Genomic DNA, 17,442 nt, shown 5'->3' with positions numbered 1-17,442 from the left:
GCATGCCCGTCCTGCATCGCCTGTTTCCCCGCAGTCTGATCTGCCTGGCCCAGGCGCTGTTGGCATGGACCCTGCTGGCCTGGGCGCCCGCGCATGCCAGCCAGGAGCTGACCCTGGTCGGCAAGGCCGCCTTGCCCGACGTCGAGGTGGCGCTCGACGGCGACGATTGGCGCTGGCTGGCGCGCAAGCGGGTACTGACGCTGGGTGTGTACGCGCCGGACATCCCTCCGTTCGATGTGACCCATGACGAACGCTACGAAGGCCTGACGGCCGACTACATGGCGATCATCGCGCATAACCTGGGCGTCCAGGCGAAAGTGCTGCGATACCCCACGCGCGAGCAAGCCGTCAGCGCACTGGAAAGCGGCCAGATCGACCTCGTCGGCACCGTCAACGGCATCGAGGGCCGGCAACAGAGCCTGCGCCTGAGCGTTCCCTACGCCGTCGACCAGCCGGTGCTGGCCACGCCCATCGGCGCACGCCGCGCTCCACCCCCGGACCTGGCCGGCCAGCGGCTGGCGGTCGATGTCAACTACCTGCCCAGGGAAACACTGGAGCGGGTCTACCCGCAGGCAACGCTGCGTTACTACCCATCATCCGAGCAGGCGCTGGCCGCGGTGGCTTATGGCCAGGCCGACGTATTCATCGGCGATGCACTGACCACCTCGCACCTCGTCTCGCAAAGCTACTTCAACGACGTACGCGTGGTCGCCCCGGCGCAGGTCGTGACGGGCGGGGAATCCTTCGGCGTGCGAGCCGACAACACGCGCCTGCTGCGGGTCGTGAATGCCGTGCTCGAGGCCGTCCCGGCCTCCGAGCGCCGCAGCCTGATCTACCGCTGGGGCCTGGGCAGCAGCATTTCGCTCGATTTCGAGCGCCCTGCCTATTCGCAGCGCGAACAGCAATGGATGGAGCGTCATCCGGTCGTCAAGGTGGCGGTCCTGAACCTGTTCGCGCCCTTCACCCTGTTTCGTACCGACGAACAGTTCGGCGGCATCAGCGCCGCCGTGCTGCAGCTGCTGCAGTTGCGCACCGGCCTGGAGTTCGAGATCATCGGCGTCGACACGGTCGAAGAATTGATGGCCAAGCTGCGCTCGGGAGAGGCCGACATGGCCGGCGCCCTGTTCGTCAACACCGCGCGGGAATCCTTCCTCAGTTTCAGCCGGCCGTATGTGCGCAATGGCCTGGTGATCGTCACGCGCCAGGACCCCGCCGCGCCAGCCGACGCCGATCACCTCGACGGCCGCACGGTTGCGATGGTGCGCAACAGCGCCGCCATCCCGCTCATGAAGCAGCGCTATCCCCGGGCGAAGGTGGTGACCGCCGACAACCCGACCGAGGCCATGCTGCTGGTGGCCGACGGCCAGGCGGATGCTGTCGTGCAGACGCAGATCAGCGCCAGCTACTACGTCAACCGCTACTTCGCCGGAAAACTGCGCATTGCTTCGGCGCTGGACCTGCCCCCGGCCGAGATCGCGCTGGCGACGGCGCGCGGCCAGACCGAACTGATGTCCATTCTGAACAAGGCGCTCTACAGCATTTCGAACGACGAGCTCGCCTCCATCGTCAGCCGCTGGCGCGGCAGCGACGGCGATCCGCGCACCTGGTATGCCTACCGCAACGAGATCTACCTGCTGGCGGGCCTGGGCCTGCTGTCGGCCCTGCTGTTCCTGAGCTGGATCATCTACCTGCGGCGCCAGATCCGCCAGCGCAAGCGCGCCGAACGGGCGTTGAACGACCAGTTGGAGTTCATGCGAGTGCTGATCGACGGCACGCCCAACCCCATCTATGTGCGCGACATGGAAGGCCGCATGCTGCTGTGCAATAACGCCTACCTCGATACCTTTGGCGTCACCGCCGACGCGGTGCTGGGCAAGACCATCCCCGAGGCCAACGTGGTGGGCGACCCGGCGCTGGCCCGCGAGATGCACGAGTACCTGCTGGCGCGCATGACCGCCGAGCGCGAGCCGCGCTTCGAGGACCACGATGTCACGCTGCATGGCCGCACCCGCCACGTCTACCAATGGACGGTTCCGTACGGCGATTCGCTGGGCGAGCTCAAGGGCGTCATCGGCGGCTGGGTCGACATCACCGAACGCACCGAGCTGCTGCGCGAACTGCACGACGCCAAGGAAAGCGCGGACGCCGCCAACCGGGCCAAGACCACGTTCCTGGCCACCATGAGCCATGAGATCCGCACGCCGATGAACGCCATCATCGGCATGCTCGAACTGGCGCTGCTGCGTCCGGCCGACCAGGAGCCCGACCGCAAGTCCATCCAGGTGGCGTACGACTCGGCCCGCAGCCTGCTGGACCTGATAGGCGACATCCTGGACATTGCCAAGATCGAGGCCGGCAAATTCGACCTGGCGCCGACACGCACGACGCTGCGCACCCTGCCCGAGGGGGTAGTGCGCGTCTTCGATGGGTTGGCGCGCCAGAAAGGCATAAGGCTGGCATTGAAAACCGACATCACAGGCGTCGACGATGTACTGATCGACCCCTTGCGCATGAAGCAGGTGCTGTCGAATCTGGTCGGCAACGCCATCAAGTTCACCACGGAAGGCCAGGTAACGCTGACCTTGACGGCCCGCGCCGAAGGCGACACCGCGCATGTGCAGTTCAGCGTGAGCGACACCGGCTGCGGCATCAGCGAGGCCGACCAGCAGAAACTGTTCAAGCCGTTCTCCCAGGTCGGCGGCGGCAGCGAGGCCGGGCCGGCTCCCGGCACCGGCCTGGGCCTGTCCATCAGCCGCCGCCTCGTCGAATTGATGGGGGGCACGCTGGTCATGCGCAGCGCGCCCGGCGTGGGCACGACGGTGTCGGTGGACCTGCAGCTGACCATGCTCGAAAAGCCGGCCCAGGCCACGCCGCCCGCCCCGGCCGAGCAGGCCGCGCCGCAGCAGCCGCGGGCGTCACTGCGCGTACTGGTCGTCGATGACCACAAACCCAACCTGATGCTGCTGCGCCAGCAGCTGGACTACCTGGGCCAGCGTGTCATCGCCGCCGACTCCGGCGAAGCCGCCCTGGCCCTGTGGCACGAGCATGCGTTCGACGTCGTGATCACCGACTGCAACATGCCCGGCATGAGCGGCTACGAATTGGCGCGCCGCATACGCGCCGCGGAGGCCGCGCCGGGCTATGCACGCGCGCCGTGCATCCTGTTCGGCTTCACGGCTTCGGCGCAAATGGACGAAGCGCAGCGCTGCCGCGCCGCCGGCATGGACGACTGCCTGTTCAAGCCGATCGGCGTGGACACCTTGAGTCAGCACTTGAGCGAAGCCGCGGCGCGGACGCAGCCGCCCTTGCCCCAGGCCGCGGCGACAGCCACGGACGACGCCCCGCCGGCGTTCTCGGCCGAGTCGATTCTTGCCTTGACGCAGAACGACGACGCGCTGATCCGGCAATTGCTCGAAGAGGTTATCCGCACCAACCGGGCGGACGTGGCGCAATTGCAAAGGCTGCACCAGGAAGCCGACTGGCCGAAGGTCTCGGACATGGCGCACAGGCTGGCCGGCGGTGCGCGCGTGGTCAGTGCCAAGACCATGATAGACACCGCGTTGGCGCTGGAGAAAAAAGCACAGGGACAGGCCGCTGGCCCCTCGCCCGAAATCGACGGCCTGGTGCAGGCGCTTGCCGCGCAGTCCGCCATGCTGGAGGCGCAGCTGACCGCCTGGCTGGAGGAACGACCACGCCCGGAGAAGCACGCCTGAGGCCCCGGCGCGAGGCGCCTTGCCAGGCTGGCCCCGCCCTGCCACACGGGCCTTACGGGCCTTACGGGCCTTACGGATAATTGGGCGGCATCTCGCGGTGGTAGTACCAGTACAGAAAGCGCTGGTCTGTCATGGGCGGGGCCACATGGTCGCCCAGCAGGTACCGACACGGCAACAGGCCGGCCACCTGGGCTGCGGCTTCGTCGGCCACGCCGGTGGCCATGACGGGAATCCGCCGCGCCGAGGCAAGCTGCGCAATGGCATGGCAGGCCTCGCCGGCCCTGCCGCCTTGGCACAGGGCATACATGAGCTCGGGCATCAGGGCGATGCCGCAGATTTCCAGCGTATCCAGCTGCAGCGGCGATTCGGCATCGAACGTACTGATGGTGAAAACAAGGTTGCACCCGGCCCGCTGCAGCCGTCGCAGGCTGAGCAGGCTTTGCTGGCCGTAGGGAGACTGCAGCAGGCTGGGCGAAACCGCCAGCGTCAATCCAAACGCGGGCAAACCCCTGTTATCCAGGTTGCGCAGGACATCATCGCTGTAGGTGCGGCTCATGAGGCATATGGGCTCTGGCTGGATGAACAGCCCCACATGGCGGTTGCCGCGGCGCATGGCGGCCGCCAGGTCGAAGACCTGCGCCAGCAGCTGCTGCGCCAGCACGATATGGAGGTTGTCGCGCATCACGGCGGCCATGTAGCGGTGCTCGGGCACCAGCCCCCAATACCGATGCGCCCACTGCATGGCCGTGGCCACGCCGAACAGATTGCCCGTGCCGGCGTCGACCACGGGCTGGAACGCTGGAATGAATTCGTCGCGCTTGAGCGCGGCGCGCAGTTCGGCGCCGGTGGGCCCTTCGACCGGCGCCTGCCTGGCGCGTACGGCGCGCCGGCACGAACTGAGGGAGGCCTCGAAACTGCTGCGAGCGCGGTTGGTCCAGTGGATCATGAAGCAGTACTGACGTTGGCGAAATGAACAACGTCATATTGGAAATGACCGTTGCCAGCCTCGCCATAGGACACTCCTCACATGCCCGCCGGACCTTTCCCAATCGTACTGGGTGGATGCGCTCGCCTCCTCTCTTAGAAGGCGGCCAGCCTGCTGTTGAGCAGATCGGTGACCAGCATGTGGCCGGGCGCATGGGTGATGCAGAACTCCGGACGCACGGCCGCCACGACCGATTGCGGCGTTACGCCGCAGGCCCAGAAAACCGGTATCTCGCCGGCGCGGATGTCGACCGCGTCGCCGTAGTCCGGCCGGCCGAGGTCGGCGATGCCGATCAATGCGGGGTCGCCCAGGTGGACGGGCGCGCCATGTACGGACGGAAAGCGCGATGTGACCTGGATGGCGCGAATCGCGTCGGCAGCCTTCAGCGGCCGCATCGAGACCACCAGCGGTCCCGAGAACGGGCCGGCCGGATGCGTGGCGATGTCGGTGCGGTACATGGGTACGTTGCGGCCCTGCTCGATGTGGCGGACCGGCAGGCCGTTCTCGAGCATGGCCTCCTCGAACGAGAAGGAGCAGCCGATGAGAAAGGCCACCAGATCGTCGCGCCACAAGCCGCGCACGTCGAGCGGTTCGTCCACCAGCTTGCCGTCGCGCCAGACGCGGTAGCGCGGCACATCGGTGCGGATGTCGATATCGAGGCCCAGTTCGGGCAAGGACGGGTCGCCGGGCTCGGAAACCGCCAGCAAGGGGCACGGCTTGGGATTGCGTTGGCAGAACCGCAGGAAATCGCCCGCCACCGCTTGCGGCAGGATGGCCAGGTTGGCCTGCACATGGCCGGGCGCGAGATTGGCCGTGGGTCCGGTCAGTTTCCCGCCACGCGCGTCCAGGCGCGCCTGATGGCCAGCGCCGGCCAGGGAGAGAATCGTCATGTTGGCAGCAACTCGATGGTGAGGGGCGGACCGGCGCGGCGCCGGCCCGCCGAAGGTTACCCGCGCAGCAGGTCTTCGATGGCCATGCCGATGGCGAGCACGCGCCGATCCGAGCCATTGGCCGCGGCGATCATCAACCCCACTGGCGCGGTGCCGGCCTCGTGGCAAGGCAGGCTGAGCGCGCTGCCGTCGAGGAAGTTGATCAGCGTGGGATTGCGCAGGATCAGCAGGTTGGTGGAGCCAAACAAGGCGTCGGAGGCCTCCAGGTCGGCGATGGCGGGCGCGACGACCGGCACGGTCGGCAGGACCAGGGCATCGAAGCCGGCGATACGCGCCTCGACCTGCTCCCGCCAGGCCTGCCGGGCCGCCAAAAGATCGATGTAGTCGGCCGCGGACATCTCGGCGCCGCGGCGGATGCGCGCCACGACGCGCGGGTCGTAGCGATCGGCGGCGCGCTCGATCAGGCCGCGGTGCCAGGCCCAGGCCTCGGCCGCCGTAAATCCGCCCTTGCTGTTGATGTCGGCCAGCTGGGCGAACTCCGGCACGGCGATTTCCTCGATATGCGCCCCCGCCTCGGCCAGTTTCGCCAGCGTCGCGGCAAAGGTGGCCGACACATGCGCATCCAGGCCGTCGAGCGCCAGCGTGGTCGGCACCGCCAGGCGCAGGCCGCGCAGCGCGGCCGGCGCGGGCGTGTCCGCGTCATCGTCGCCGGCCAGGATGGCGTCGAGCGTGGCGCAGCAGCGTACCGAGGGCGCCAGCGGGCCGATCGAATCGAGGTTGGCCGACAGCGGCAGCACGCCCTGCATGGACACGCGCTGCGCGCTGGGCTTGAAGCCCGCAAGGCCGCACAGCGCGGCCGGGATGCGCACCGATCCGCCGGTGTCTGAGCCGATGGCGCCGCTGGCCATGCCGTCGGTCACCGAAACGGCCGCGCCCGAGGAGGATCCGCCGGGAATGCGTCCGGTGCCGCGGTCCCAGGGGTTGCGGGGAGTGCCGTAGTGCGGGTTCAGGCCCAGGCCCGAATAGGCGAATTCGGTCATGTTGGTGCGCCCGACGATGACCGCGCCGGCGGCGCGCAGGCGCCGCACCACCACCGCGTCGCGCGCGGCGGCGGGTTCGCCCTGGCGCGCGACCGAACCCGCCATGGTGGTTTCGCCCGCGACGTCGAACAGGTCCTTGATCGAGATGGGCAGGCCGTCGATGGCCGAGCGCGTGACGCCGGCGGCGCGCAGCGCATCGGCCGCGCGGGCCTCGGCGCGGGCCTGCTCGGCATACACACGCGTAAAGACGCGCGCGCCCTCCCCGGCCGGATCGGCGGCGCGCGCCAGGGCGGCCTCGGTCAGTCCGGTGGAAGTGTCGCGGCCTTCCTGCAAGGCCAGGCTTTGTTGTGTCAACGTCGGTTGCATGGGAACAATCCGTATGCCGCGCCGCGGCGGTTGGAGGTTAAGGAAAGGCCCGCCGGCCGCTCAGGCGATTTCCGGCAGTACTTCCACATCATAGCGGTGGCGCAGGCTGCGCTGGCGGCGCGGGTCGTGCAGCTCCATGATGAAGGTGGTCGAGGCGCGGATGCCGCCGATGGCGGCCACCGTGCCGCAGGTCATGCCCGTGCCTTCGGGCAGCGATGCCTGGCCTTGCGTGTAGCCGGCGATCAGGTCCTGCGGCGTGCGCAGCGAGGCCAGCGTACCTTCCTGGTACAGCACCTCGGCGCCGTTCTCCACGATGTAGGAGCGCAGCACCAGTTCGTCCCAGTATTCGGCCACGTCGGCGTGGCGCCATGCGTCGCTGGCCACCGGCTTGACGCAGACCTGCTTGGACAGGGCGACGCTATGGGCCTCCAGCTTGCGGTCCGTATGATCGGAAGCCAGGCTGACGTACAGCTCGCCGCCGGCGCTGAAAACAAAGGTTTCGGCCTCGCCCGAGGAATCGGGGCCGACGGCCTGCACGCGGGCGGCCTGGCTCAACTGGTTCTCGGCGATGCGGTAGTACAGCGGCACGCTGCTCGGACGCGGCACGCCCAGTTCAGCGAGCTCCTCGATGTGGTGTTCGATGGCGGCGCGGTCGCGCCCGGCCCAGCCGGCCACGACCAGGTTGCGGATTTCGGTCTCGACGGTGCGGGTGGCGCCATCGGCCTGGACTTGGAATGCGATTTTCATTTGATACCTTGCAGTAAAGCGCGCGGCCGCGATGGCCGCGCCTGTTTCCAGACGATTACCCGAACACGCGCGGCAGCCACAGCGCCAGGTCGGGGAAGAAGGCCAGCAGCGCCAGCATGACGAACATGGCCAGCACGAATGGCAGCGCCCCGTTGATGACGGCCGTCATCGAACCGCTCTTGCGCAGGCTTTGCACCACGAACAGATTCAGGCCGACAGGCGGCGTGATCAGGGCCGCCTCTACCAGCACGATGATCAGGATGCCCAGCCAAATCGGGTCATAGCCCAGCGCGATCATGATGGGCGCCACGATCGGGATCGTAGTGATCATCATGGACAGCGTTTCCATGAAACACCCCAGCACCAGATAGAAAATCACCACGATCAGCAGCATCCAGCCCGGCGACAGCCCCAGCCCCGTGATGGACTGCACCAGCGCATCGGTCAGGCCGGTGGCCGACATGACGAAGTTCAGGAAGCTGGCGGCCAGCACGATCAGCATGATCATGGCGGTCGAGCGCATGGTGCCTTCGATCGCCTCGCGCAACATGGTCCAGGTCAGGCGGCGGAACCAGGCGGCCAGGATCAGCGCGCCCAGCACGCCGAGCGCGGCGGCCTCGGTCGGCGTGGCCAGGCCGGCGTAGATCGACCCGACCACCAGGAAGAAGATCGCCATGGGCGGCCCGAGGTGCACCAGGCTGGCGATGCGCTCGGCCCAGGAGGCCTGGATGCGGTGTCCGCCCCACGACGGCCTGGCGACGCATGCCACCACGACCGTCGCCATGAACAAGGCCGCCATGGCGAACCCGGGGATGATGCCTGCCAGGTACAGCTTGGGCACAGACGAGTTGGTCAGCACGCCGTAGATCACCAGATTGATGGACGGCGGGATGAGGATGCCGAGCGTGCCGCCGGCGGCCAGGCTGCCCAGGAACAGCGGCTCGTTGTAGCCGTACTTCTTGATCTGCGGGATCGCCACCGTGCCCACCGTGGCGGCGGTGGCCACGCTGGAGCCCGACGTGGCGGAGAACAGCGTGGAGGCGCCGATGTTGGCGTGCATCAACCCGCCCGGCAGCCAGGACAGCCACAGGCTCATGGCGGCGTACATGCGTTCGGCGAAACCGGCGCGCAGCAGGACCTCGCCCAGCATGATGAACAGGGGAATGGCGACCAGCAGGAATTCGTTGTTGGCGCTCCAGGTCACCTCGCCGATGGCGCGCGTCAGCGGCAGCATCGAGTAAAGCGGATCGAGGATCAGGCCCAGCACGCCTAGCGCGGCGCCCACCGGAATGGAAATGCCGATCAGGACCAGCAGCAGGATCAGGGCGGTGGCAATCATGCGGAGGCTCCCTTGACCATGCGTTCGCCGGCTGCGGCTTCTTCCTCGGCTTCTTCCTGCGCCGAGCGCACGCCGCAGATTTCCTTGACCAGGTCGAGGTCGCCGGTGATCAGCGCGGCAGAGGCACGCACCAGCATCAATGCCACGGTCACGCACATCCAGGCCAGGCCCAGCGCCCACAGGCCTTGCGGGACCCACAACGGCGTGGCCAGGGGCGTGTTGGCGGTCGATTTCTGCGCCCAGGAGGTCTGCACGACCTCATAGGCGTAATACGTCATGAAAACCATGAAAACGCCCAATGCGACCAGCGCGATCCAGTCGAGCACGGCCGATACGCGCACGGGCAGGTATTGATAGACGACGTCCACGCGCACATTGGCGCGCTGCAAGGTGGCAAACGCCAGCGCCCACGAGGTGCTGATGGCGAAGGCGTAGCTCGACAGCTCGTCGGCGCCTCCGGTGGTGAAGCCAAAGAATTTGCGCGCCAGCACGTCGAAGGAAATCAGCAGCACGCTGGCGATGGTCAGCGCGCCGCCGACCCAGACGGCCAGGCGCGACAGCGACTCGGCGCGCCGCAGCAGCCCTCCCAGGGCGCGGAAGTGTTCGGATCGGGTCATGAATGAACCTCTGCGGGCGAGCCCGCGGTGGCGAAAAACCAGGCGCGCCGCGACCGGGCCGCGGCGCGCGTGCAGCAATGGCGCGGGCCGGCCGGCCCGCGCGCGGACTTACTTCTTGGCGACCAGGCCCAGCGTCTTGCCGATGGTGGCGTTGAAGTCGCTGACGCACTGCGCCGAGCACCGGGCGGCCCACTTGGGCAGCACCGCCTCTTCGGTCACCTTCTTCAGCAGCGCGCGGTCGGCGTCGGTGGGCTGCACCAGGACCATCTTGCCCTTGACCGGATACGGGCACGCGGCCGCGCCGGTATTGCAGTCATAGCCTTCCTGCGTCTGGCGTGCGGCGGCATCCCAGATCTGGTCGACCAGGTTCTTGATGTTGTCCTGCAGGAACGTGCGCACCTTGGGGTCCAGCTTGTCCCAGGCCTTCTGGTTGACGGCGTGGATCTGCTGGTTCCAGTTGATCGGCAAGGCATACAGGTGCGTCGACACTTCGTACCACTTGGCCGAGTAGCCGGACAGCGAACCGGTGATGGCGCAATCGACCACCTTGTTCTGCAGGGCCGGAACGACCTCGCCGAACGCCATGGTGACGCTGGAGCCGCCCAGCGCCTCGACGAACTCGGCGGTGGTGCGGCTGCTGGTGCGCACCTTCTTGCCCTTGATGTCGGCCAGGCCCTTGATCTCGGCATTGCAGAACAGCACTTGCGCCGGGTAGGTGGAAATGCCCAGCAGCTTGACGTTGGCGCCTTCGCCGTACAGCTTGGCATACACCGGCTCGAACGCGTCGGTCACCTGGCGCGCCGTCTTGGCATCGGGCGCGAGGCCGGCCAGGTCGATCGCTTCGTTGATGGGGTTGTCGGAAGCGAAGTACGCCAGCGTCGCGGTGCCGAACTCGATCACGCCCTGCGACATCAGGCGCAGGATCTCGGGCCCCTTCAGGCCCATCTCGTTGAAACCCTTGATGTCGGCGGTGACCTGCCCCTTGGACAACTCGGGCACGGTCTTGGTCCAGAACGGCTTTTCGTAATCGTTGTAGGCAGTCAGGTTGCTCAGCCCGCCGACCACCTTGACCTTGGTCTTGGGCAGGTCCTGCGCATGCACGGCGCCGGTCAAAGCGGCCACGGCAAAGGCGGCGGCGAAAACAAGAGGCTTCTTCATGGGCAACTCTCCTAGCAGGCGGGATATCCGATACGCGCCGGGGCCCCGTTACCCTGGCGGCGCGCGTATGCCATCGGCCTTGTCAATCGGCGCCATTGCACTGCACGCCACTGGCAGCGTCCAATCGTTAGTTGGGATGAGGGGGTATAAATTTTTCTTAACCCTCGCGGCGCGGCGCCCGGGCGTATCGCGCAAAGCCAGTATCCACGTGGCTTGCGGGGCGACGGGCCGAACGCGGCAAGTACGCCAGGGCGCCGCGTCCGGTCCCGGGCGCGGGCCTCTCTTCAGGGAAATCCCCTAGGCGCCTGCGGCGCCCGCAACGGCGAACGCAGCCCCTTGGGGCTAGCCGGCGCCGATGGCGCCGCCGTGCTCGGCCGCGGCGCGCTGCGCCAGCAGTGCGATGGCGCGCGCGGCATGGCTGTCCGGCCCTTGCACCCAGGTGGCGGTGAAAGCCAGCTCGGGCAGCGGGTCGGCCTGCACGTTGAGCAGGCGCAGCTCGCCCCTGGCCAGTTCCTCGTCGAGAAACACCGGCGCGATCACGCTGGTGCCGATGCCATCCTTGGTCATGCGCACCACCATGGACAGCGACGCGCTGCCGTACATGCGCGGCGCCGCGACGCCGGCGCGCGTGAGCATGTCGCGCACCTGGCGGTACGGTTCGCTGCTGGACGGATAGGTAATGACGGGCAAGGTGCCGATGCGCTCGAGCGTCAGCGGCTCGGGGCCCAGGTCCAGCAAGGGGCTGGCCACCCAGGCCAGCGGATAGGCGCACAAGGGAATGTTCTCCATGCGCGCCTCCAGGATGGGGCCCATCAGGAAGGCAACGTCGATCTGGCGCGCCATCAGTTGCCCGCGCAGCACATGCGTGGTGTCGACCTCGATCTGCAGCACCAGCGCCGGATAGGCGGCGTGCACGTGTTCGATCAGCGCCGGCAGCCAGGTCTGGACGATGGTTTCGGCCACGCCGATGCGCACCGTGCCGCTCATGACATTCTGCTCGCGCGCGGCCTGCATCAGGTCGTGGCGCATCTGCAGCATGCGCTCGGCATGCGAGAGCAGCTCCTGCCCCTTGCCGGTCAGCGAGACCCCGCGGGCGTCGCGCTCGAACAGGCGCACACCGAGGTCGGCTTCCAGCGAGGCGATGCGCTGCGAAATCGCAGGCTGCGTGGTATTCAGTTTCTCGGCCGCGGCGCGGAAACTGCCCAGCGTGGACACCCAGAAGAAGGTCTCGATGTGTTTGAGGTCTATCATGTGCCGTTCCTATAGCCGGATGAGCGTATCATGACCGCCGTGCCGGATCGGCCGCCCGCCGGCGGCCGCCGCGCAACCGCGATCGAAACAGGAGACCACCATGCACCGGCGCCAGTCCGGCCTGGCCGCGCGCCCGCCGGCCTCGACCACCCCGACGCCCTTCACCGCGCGCCCGCTGATCGGGGTGGCGCTGTTGATCCTGTCCATGTGGACGCTGTCGGGGCTGGATGCGAGCGGCAAGTGGGTCATGGCCGCCGGCGTACCGCTGCTGGTGCTCTGCTGGGTGCGCTACCTGGTGCACCTGGTGCTGGTGCTGACCCTGGTGCTGCCCACCCGCGGCCTGCGCATCCTGCGCGCCACCCGCCCGCGCGAACAGATCGTACGCGGCGCGGCCATGTTCTGCGCCACCCTGCTCTTTTTCACGACGCTGAGCTACCTGCCGCAGGCCGAGGCCACCGCCATCAATTTCCTGGCGCCGCTGATCGTGCTGTCGATCGCGCCCTGGGTCCTCAAAGAGCCGCCGCGCCTGTCGCGCTGGGTGGCGGCCGGCGTGGCGTTCCTGGGCGTACTGATCGTCATCCGGCCCGACGGCGGCCTGCATCCGCTGGGCGTGATGTTCGGCCTGCTGACGGCCTGCTGCTTCGCGGCCCAGTACATCGCCACCCGCAAAGTGGCCGGCGACGATCCTTATACCTCGCTCATCTGGAGCGGCGCGGTCGGCGCGCTGTGCCTGACCGCGGCCCTGCCCCTCATCCTGCCGCCGGCCCTGCCGGTGCTGCGCGAACTGAGCCTGGGCAACTGGCTGCTGCTGCTGTCGACCGGCGTATCCGGGGCGCTGGGCCACCTGCTGCAGATCGGCGCCTACCGCAACGCGGCCGCTTCCACGCTGGCCCCCTTCGTGTACCTGCAGATCGTCAGCGCAACCACCATAGGCTGGCTCTTCTGGGGGCATTTCCCCGACGCGATCACCTGGCTGGGCATTGCCATCATCTGCGCCAGCGGCAGCGTCATCGGGGTGCTGGAATGGCGCCGCGGGCGCCGCCTGGCGCCGGCCGCCACCTGAAGCTCAGTCCTGCAGGCGGCCCGCGGCCAGCACCAGTTGCCGGCCGCAGCGCGCGGCCAGTTCGGGGTCGTGGGTAACCAGCACCAGCGTCGTGCCATGTTCGCGATGCAGGTCGAACATCAGGTCGATCACGGTTTCGCCGGTGGCCGCATCGAGGCTGCCGGTGGGTTCGTCGGCGAACAGCAGGTCGGGCTGGACCACGAAGGCGCGCGCCAGCGATACCCGCTGCTGCTCGCCCCCCGACAAGGTCCGCGGGTAGTGATGCAGCCGCTCGCCCAGGCCCACCCGCCGCAGCATCGCCTGCGCGGCCTCGCGCGCCGGCTGGCCGGCCAGCTCCAGCGGCAGCATGACGTTCTCCAGCGCGGTGAGGTTGGGCAGCAACTGGAAAGACTGGAACACGAAGCCCACGTGACTGGCGCGCAGGCGCGCCCGGCCGTCCTCGTCCAGGGCGAAGAGGTCCTGGCCGGCCAGGTGGACGCTGCCCGACGAGGGAACATCCAGGCCCGCCAGCAGTCCGAGCAAGGTGGACTTGCCCGAGCCGGAGCTGCCGGTGATGGCCACGGCGCTGCCGGCCCTGACCGTAAAATCGATGCCATCGAGGATCGACAGTTCACCGCCTGCGTCGGCCACGCGCTTGCCCAGCCCTTTCACTTCAATCGAGTTGCCGTTATCCATGCGCATTGTTTTCCGTTTGCTCGTACCTTGCCTTGCCGCCACCGCGCTTGCCGCCGCCTTGCCGGCCCAGGCTCAGACCGCGGCCGCGCCCGCAGGTTCCGCAGCGCGCGCCGTCCTGGTGGTCGGCGACAGCCTGTCGGCCGAATACGGCCTGCGGCGCGGGTCCGGCTGGGTGCCCATGCTGGCCCGGCGGGTTTCGCAACAATACCCCAACTACCGCGTCGTCAATGCCAGCATCAGCGGCGATACCACCAGCGGCGGGCTGGCGCGCCTGCCGGCGCTGCTGCGCCAGCACGCGCCGGCCGTCGTCGTGCTCGAGCTGGGTTCCAACGACGCCCTGCGCGGCCTGGCGCTGGACATGACCGAGCGCAATCTGCGCGCCATGGCGCAGGCGTCGCGCCAGGCCGGCGCCGCGGTGCTGCTGGTCGGCATGCAGATCCCGCCGAACTATGGCCGCGACTACACCCAGCGCTTCGCACAGGTTTTCCCGGCCGTGGCCGAACAGGAAAAAGCCCGGCTGGTGCCGTTCCTCATGGAAGGAATCGCCACCAACCGGGCCATGTTCCAGGCCGACGGCATCCATCCCAACGAGGACGCCCAGCCGGCGCTGCTTGACAATGTCTGGCCCGTGCTCGAGCCGATGCTGGCTCAGCCCGCGGCCGACTGAGCGTCGCCCTTGATGGCCTCGGCGGCCTCCGGCAGGACCTGCACCTTGTACTGGTCGCGCAGCTGCCTGAGCACCGCCGCGTCCTCGGCCTGGCCCCAGGCGCCCGAGAGCTGCGTCTTGAGCAGGTCGAGATCCTGCTCGGTGCTCTGGCCCGCCTCGATCTTCTCGATGCGCGCCACGACGTAGTCGGCGCCCAGTTCCACCCCGGTATAGGCGGGCAGCGGCGACGGCGCCTGGCGCATGACGGCGTCGAGCACGCGGCGCGGCAGGTTCTGCGCATCCTGGCGCGACACCACGATGGCCGGCGCGAAGCCCTCCGGCGTCGCCGAGGCGTCGGCCTGCAGGCTCTTGAGCGCGGCCTCGCCGGCCTCGCGCGCAGCCTGGGCGGCGCGCTCGCCGAGCAGGCGGTCCTCGATGCTGGCGCGCACCTGATCCAGCGGCGGAATATGCGAGGGCTCGACCGCCGCCACACGCACCGCCAGCATCGTATCGGGCGTGATCTCGATCACGCCGGAATTGAGCTTCTCGCGCAGCACGTCGGGCGAGAACAGCACCTGGCGCACGCGCGGATTGTCCAGCAGTTGCGCATCGTCGCTGCCCGCGGCGGAGCCGGCGCCGGCCTGCTCGGCCGACAGCAGGCCGGTGCGGGTGATGCCGCCGGCGGTACGCAGCTTCAGGCCCAGCTTGTCGGCGGTGGGCTGCAGGCTGTCGCGCTGGTCATAGACCAGCTTGGTCATATCGGTGGCCATGTCGGCGAAGCGGGCCGAGGCCAATTGCTTGCGGATCTCGCCCACGACCTCGTCCTTGACTTCGGCCAGGGGCTTGACCGAACCCGGCTGGAAGTCGGTGACCTTGAGAATGTGGAAGGCGGTGGGCGTGTCCACCACGCCCGAGACCTGGTCCTTGGCCAGGGCCTGGGCGGCCTGCTCCAGGGGGCCGGGCAAGGGCGCCCAGCCCAGGTCGCCGCCCTGCGCGGCCGAGCCCGTGTCCTGCGAGTTCTTGCGCGCCAGCTCGGCGAACGCGGCCGGGTCGGCCGCCGCCTGCGTGGCGATTTCCTGCGCCTTGGCCGCGGCGGCCTTGCGGGCCTCCTCCGAGGCGCCAGGCGGGATGGAAATCATGATGTGGCTGACGCGCCGGCGCTCGGGCTGGCCGAAGCGCGACTTGTTCTGCTCGTAGTAGCTGGCGACGTCCTCGTCCTTGACCTGCACGCCCTCGGTGGCGGCCGCCTCGTCGAGCACCAGGTACTGGGCCTGCACCTGCTCGGGCACGCGCAACTGCTCCTGGTTGGCGTCGTACCAGGCCTGGACGTCCTGCGGGGACACGGTAACCTTGGCGCGGAAGTCGGAGGCCGCGAACTGACGCAGCTGCACCGTGCGCCGCTGCGTCAGGGCGGCTTCGACCGACCTGGCCACTTCGGCCGGCACGCTGGCCGACTGGCTGATGGGGTCGAGCACGCGCGCCACCGCCAGGTCGCGCCGCAGCCCGGCTTCGAACGAGGTCGGGGACATGCCTTGCGCGGCCAGCACCTGGCGATAGCGCTCGGGCGAGAAGCGGCCGTTGTCCTGGACCTGCGGGATGGCGGCGATCGTGTTGCGCAGCGTGCCGTCCGATACCGAGAAGCCATTGTCGGCGGCGACCACGGCCAGCAGGCGCTGGTCGATCAGCTGGTTGAGCAATTGCTCGCGCATCGCCGGGGTATCGATCATGGCCGGGTCGAACTGCGAGCCCAGCCGCTGGCGCAGCTGCTCGAGCTGGTTGCGGTGGGCCTGGTCGAACTCGGAGCGGGTGACGGGCTGCCCGGCCACGGTGGCCAGTTCGGGTTCACGATTGATGAAACTGTCGTAACCTTGGACGCCGACCAGCATGAACGACGGCACGATCAAGAGCAGCAGGATGAGTTGCATCCAGCGTCGATGGGTGCGAATTATTTCAAACATGGAACCCCTGTTGCCGCGCTTGCGCGAACCTTCGCCGCGCCAAGCCGCAAGAAAACGCATAAAAAAAGGCGAACCCGATTCGCCTTACTCCGTGCCGGAAACTGTACCGGATCAGCCGCCGGAGTTTACCACCAACAGGCCGGCGAACCACCCCCGCCGTGCACGGAAGAAGGCGGCGTTCGGGGTATGCTTGCAGGCTTGAGCGCGGCTGTGCGCAGCCCCATTTCCCGAAACCGAGCATCATGACCGCACCCCTTCCCGCCTGGCCCTATTCCCCCTATATCGCGCACCGCGGCGGCGGCCGCCTGGCGCCCGAAAACACCCTGGCCGCCATGCGCGTCGGCGCGGCCCACGGCTTCACCATGTTCGAATTCGACGTCAAGCTCAGCCGCGACAATGTCGAGGTGTTGCTGCACGACGACGACGTGGACCGCACCAGCAATGGCCACGGCCCGGCGGCGTCCAAGACGTACGCAGAGCTGGCCCAGCTGGACGCCGGCGGCTGGTATTCGCCGCAGTACGCGGGTGAACCCGTCCCTACTTTCTCGGCGGTGGCGCGCTATGCGCTGGCCAACGGCATCGCCTGCAATGTCGAGATCAAGCCCTGCCCGGGCCGCGAAGCCGAGACCGGCGCGGCCGTGGCGCGCGCGGCCGCCGCGCTGTGGCAGGACGCCCAACCCGCCCCGCTGCTGTCCTCGTTCGCCGAGCCCGCGCTGCACGCGGCCCGCGGCGCCGCTCCGCAGTTGCCCCGCGCGCTGCTGGTGGAACGCGTGCCGGCCGACTGGCTCGAACGGCTGCGCAAATACGACTGCATCGCGCTGAACATCAACCAGCGCGACGCCACCCCCGAGCTGATCGACGCCGTGCACCAGGCCGGCTACCGCATCGCCGCCTGGACCGTCAACGACCCGGCCCGCGCCCGGCTGCTGCTGGATTGGGGCATGGACGCCATTTTCACCGACGAGCTGGCCGCGATCCGGCCCGCCGCCTGACG

At 68.4% G+C, this 17,442-nt stretch carries 14 protein-coding genes; 4 read left to right on the top strand and 10 right to left on the bottom strand.

Annotated features, from left to right (window positions below):
- The first annotated feature begins 2 nt into the window (after nucleotides 1-2).
- Nucleotides 3-3,713 carry a virulence factors two-component system sensor histidine kinase BvgS gene (bvgS, locus tag CAL11_RS09450; RefSeq protein ID WP_086092758.1) on the top strand — a complete coding sequence of 1,237 codons (3,711 nt, stop codon included), beginning with the start codon at nucleotides 3-5 and terminating at the stop codon, nucleotides 3,711-3,713.
- A gap of 70 nt (nucleotides 3,714-3,783) precedes the next feature.
- Here the strand turns inward: bvgS and bvgR are convergent, their stop codons facing one another.
- The 8 genes from bvgR to CAL11_RS09410 all read right to left on the bottom strand — a co-directional run bounded on the left by bvgR (nucleotide 3,784) and on the right by CAL11_RS09410 (nucleotide 12,106).
- Nucleotides 3,784-4,659, bottom strand: a complete 876-nt coding sequence (bvgR, locus tag CAL11_RS09445; RefSeq protein ID WP_033467889.1) for a virulence regulation phosphodiesterase BvgR — start codon at nucleotides 4,657-4,659, stop codon at nucleotides 3,784-3,786.
- 134 nt (nucleotides 4,660-4,793) lie between these two features.
- A complete protein-coding gene (locus CAL11_RS09440; RefSeq protein ID WP_033467892.1) occupies nucleotides 4,794-5,588 on the bottom strand; it encodes a putative hydro-lyase in 795 nt (264 codons plus the stop codon).
- Nucleotides 5,589-5,644: 56 nt separating this feature from the next.
- Nucleotides 5,645-6,994, bottom strand: coding sequence for an amidase (locus CAL11_RS09435; protein WP_068925953.1), 1,350 nt, complete (start codon nucleotides 6,992-6,994; stop codon nucleotides 5,645-5,647).
- Between the two features lie 60 nt (nucleotides 6,995-7,054).
- The gene (locus CAL11_RS09430) at nucleotides 7,055-7,741 is read right to left on the bottom strand and encodes a DUF2848 domain-containing protein (protein WP_068925951.1); all 687 of its coding nucleotides are present in this window, start codon (nucleotides 7,739-7,741) and stop codon (nucleotides 7,055-7,057) included.
- A 55-nt stretch (nucleotides 7,742-7,796) separates the two neighbouring features.
- A complete protein-coding gene (locus CAL11_RS09425) occupies nucleotides 7,797-9,080 on the bottom strand; it encodes a TRAP transporter large permease (protein ID WP_068925949.1) in 1,284 nt (427 codons plus the stop codon).
- Nucleotides 9,077-9,697 carry a TRAP transporter small permease subunit gene (locus CAL11_RS09420; RefSeq protein ID WP_086092756.1) on the bottom strand — a complete coding sequence of 207 codons (621 nt, stop codon included), beginning with the start codon at nucleotides 9,695-9,697 and terminating at the stop codon, nucleotides 9,077-9,079. Before CAL11_RS09420 ends, CAL11_RS09425 begins: the two co-directional genes overlap by 4 nt.
- Nucleotides 9,698-9,805: 108 nt before the next feature.
- Nucleotides 9,806-10,855: a TRAP transporter substrate-binding protein gene (locus CAL11_RS09415; protein WP_086092755.1), complete on the bottom strand. Its 1,050-nt coding sequence runs from the start codon at nucleotides 10,853-10,855 to the stop codon at nucleotides 9,806-9,808.
- A gap of 342 nt (nucleotides 10,856-11,197) precedes the next feature.
- Nucleotides 11,198-12,106, bottom strand: a complete 909-nt coding sequence (locus CAL11_RS09410; RefSeq protein WP_033467907.1) for a LysR family transcriptional regulator — start codon at nucleotides 12,104-12,106, stop codon at nucleotides 11,198-11,200.
- A gap of 100 nt (nucleotides 12,107-12,206) precedes the next feature.
- On the opposite strand from CAL11_RS09410, the gene CAL11_RS09405 reads away from it, so the two are divergent.
- Nucleotides 12,207-13,169 (top strand): DMT family transporter, encoded by a 963-nt coding sequence (locus CAL11_RS09405; protein ID WP_033467910.1) that lies wholly within the window; start codon nucleotides 12,207-12,209, stop codon nucleotides 13,167-13,169.
- Between the two features lie 3 nt (nucleotides 13,170-13,172).
- Here the strand turns inward: CAL11_RS09405 and CAL11_RS09400 are convergent, their stop codons facing one another.
- Complete coding sequence (locus CAL11_RS09400) at nucleotides 13,173-13,844, bottom strand: ABC transporter ATP-binding protein (protein WP_010928863.1); 672 nt, start codon at nucleotides 13,842-13,844, stop codon at nucleotides 13,173-13,175.
- Here CAL11_RS09400 and CAL11_RS09395 point away from each other — a divergent pair.
- Nucleotides 13,843-14,511, top strand: a complete 669-nt coding sequence (locus CAL11_RS09395) for an arylesterase (protein ID WP_167382477.1) — start codon at nucleotides 13,843-13,845, stop codon at nucleotides 14,509-14,511. The two genes, CAL11_RS09400 and CAL11_RS09395, sit on opposite strands and share 2 nt — an antisense overlap.
- On the opposite strand, the gene CAL11_RS09390 is transcribed toward CAL11_RS09395, so the two are convergent.
- The gene (locus tag CAL11_RS09390) at nucleotides 14,493-16,508 is read right to left on the bottom strand and encodes a SurA N-terminal domain-containing protein (protein ID WP_086092754.1); all 2,016 of its coding nucleotides are present in this window, start codon (nucleotides 16,506-16,508) and stop codon (nucleotides 14,493-14,495) included. The genes CAL11_RS09395 and CAL11_RS09390 overlap by 19 nt on opposite strands.
- Nucleotides 16,509-16,690: 182 nt before the next feature.
- Here CAL11_RS09390 and ugpQ point away from each other — a divergent pair, with 182 nt between their 5' ends.
- Entirely contained in the window at nucleotides 16,691-17,440 is a 750-nt protein-coding gene (ugpQ, locus tag CAL11_RS09385; protein WP_086092753.1) for a glycerophosphodiester phosphodiesterase, read from the top strand.
- The last annotated feature ends 2 nt before the right edge of the window (nucleotides 17,441-17,442 follow it).

The sequence above is a fragment of the Bordetella genomosp. 6 genome, from assembly GCF_002119705.1.
GTDB classification, from domain to species: Bacteria; Pseudomonadota; Gammaproteobacteria; order Burkholderiales; family Burkholderiaceae_B; genus Bordetella; species Bordetella bronchiseptica_F.
Note: the sequence above shows the minus strand (reverse complement) of the source record. Positions and strands in the feature narration are given on the sequence as shown.

What these genes read in the sequence shown, in the direction of transcription:
- bvgS (WP_086092758.1), top strand. Translation starts at nt 3, where the DNA reads ATGCCCGTCCTGCATCGCCTGTTTCCCCGCAGTCTGATCTGCCTGGCC.
- bvgR (WP_033467889.1), bottom strand. Translation starts at nt 4,659, where the DNA reads ATGATCCACTGGACCAACCGCGCTCGCAGCAGTTTCGAGGCCTCCCTC.
- CAL11_RS09440 (WP_033467892.1), bottom strand. Translation starts at nt 5,588, where the DNA reads ATGACGATTCTCTCCCTGGCCGGCGCTGGCCATCAGGCGCGCCTGGAC.
- CAL11_RS09435 (WP_068925953.1), bottom strand. Translation starts at nt 6,994, where the DNA reads ATGCAACCGACGTTGACACAACAAAGCCTGGCCTTGCAGGAAGGCCGC.
- CAL11_RS09430 (WP_068925951.1), bottom strand. Translation starts at nt 7,741, where the DNA reads ATGAAAATCGCATTCCAAGTCCAGGCCGATGGCGCCACCCGCACCGTC.
- CAL11_RS09425 (WP_068925949.1), bottom strand. Translation starts at nt 9,080, where the DNA reads ATGATTGCCACCGCCCTGATCCTGCTGCTGGTCCTGATCGGCATTTCC.
- CAL11_RS09420 (WP_086092756.1), bottom strand. Translation starts at nt 9,697, where the DNA reads ATGACCCGATCCGAACACTTCCGCGCCCTGGGAGGGCTGCTGCGGCGC.
- CAL11_RS09415 (WP_086092755.1), bottom strand. Translation starts at nt 10,855, where the DNA reads ATGAAGAAGCCTCTTGTTTTCGCCGCCGCCTTTGCCGTGGCCGCTTTG.
- CAL11_RS09410 (WP_033467907.1), bottom strand. Translation starts at nt 12,106, where the DNA reads ATGATAGACCTCAAACACATCGAGACCTTCTTCTGGGTGTCCACGCTG.
- CAL11_RS09405 (WP_033467910.1), top strand. Translation starts at nt 12,207, where the DNA reads ATGCACCGGCGCCAGTCCGGCCTGGCCGCGCGCCCGCCGGCCTCGACC.
- CAL11_RS09395 (WP_167382477.1), top strand. Translation starts at nt 13,843, where the DNA reads ATGCGCATTGTTTTCCGTTTGCTCGTACCTTGCCTTGCCGCCACCGCG.
- CAL11_RS09400 (WP_010928863.1), bottom strand. Translation starts at nt 13,844, where the DNA reads ATGGATAACGGCAACTCGATTGAAGTGAAAGGGCTGGGCAAGCGCGTG.
- CAL11_RS09390 (WP_086092754.1), bottom strand. Translation starts at nt 16,508, where the DNA reads ATGCGTTTTCTTGCGGCTTGGCGCGGCGAAGGTTCGCGCAAGCGCGGC.
- ugpQ (WP_086092753.1), top strand. Translation starts at nt 16,691, where the DNA reads ATGACCGCACCCCTTCCCGCCTGGCCCTATTCCCCCTATATCGCGCAC.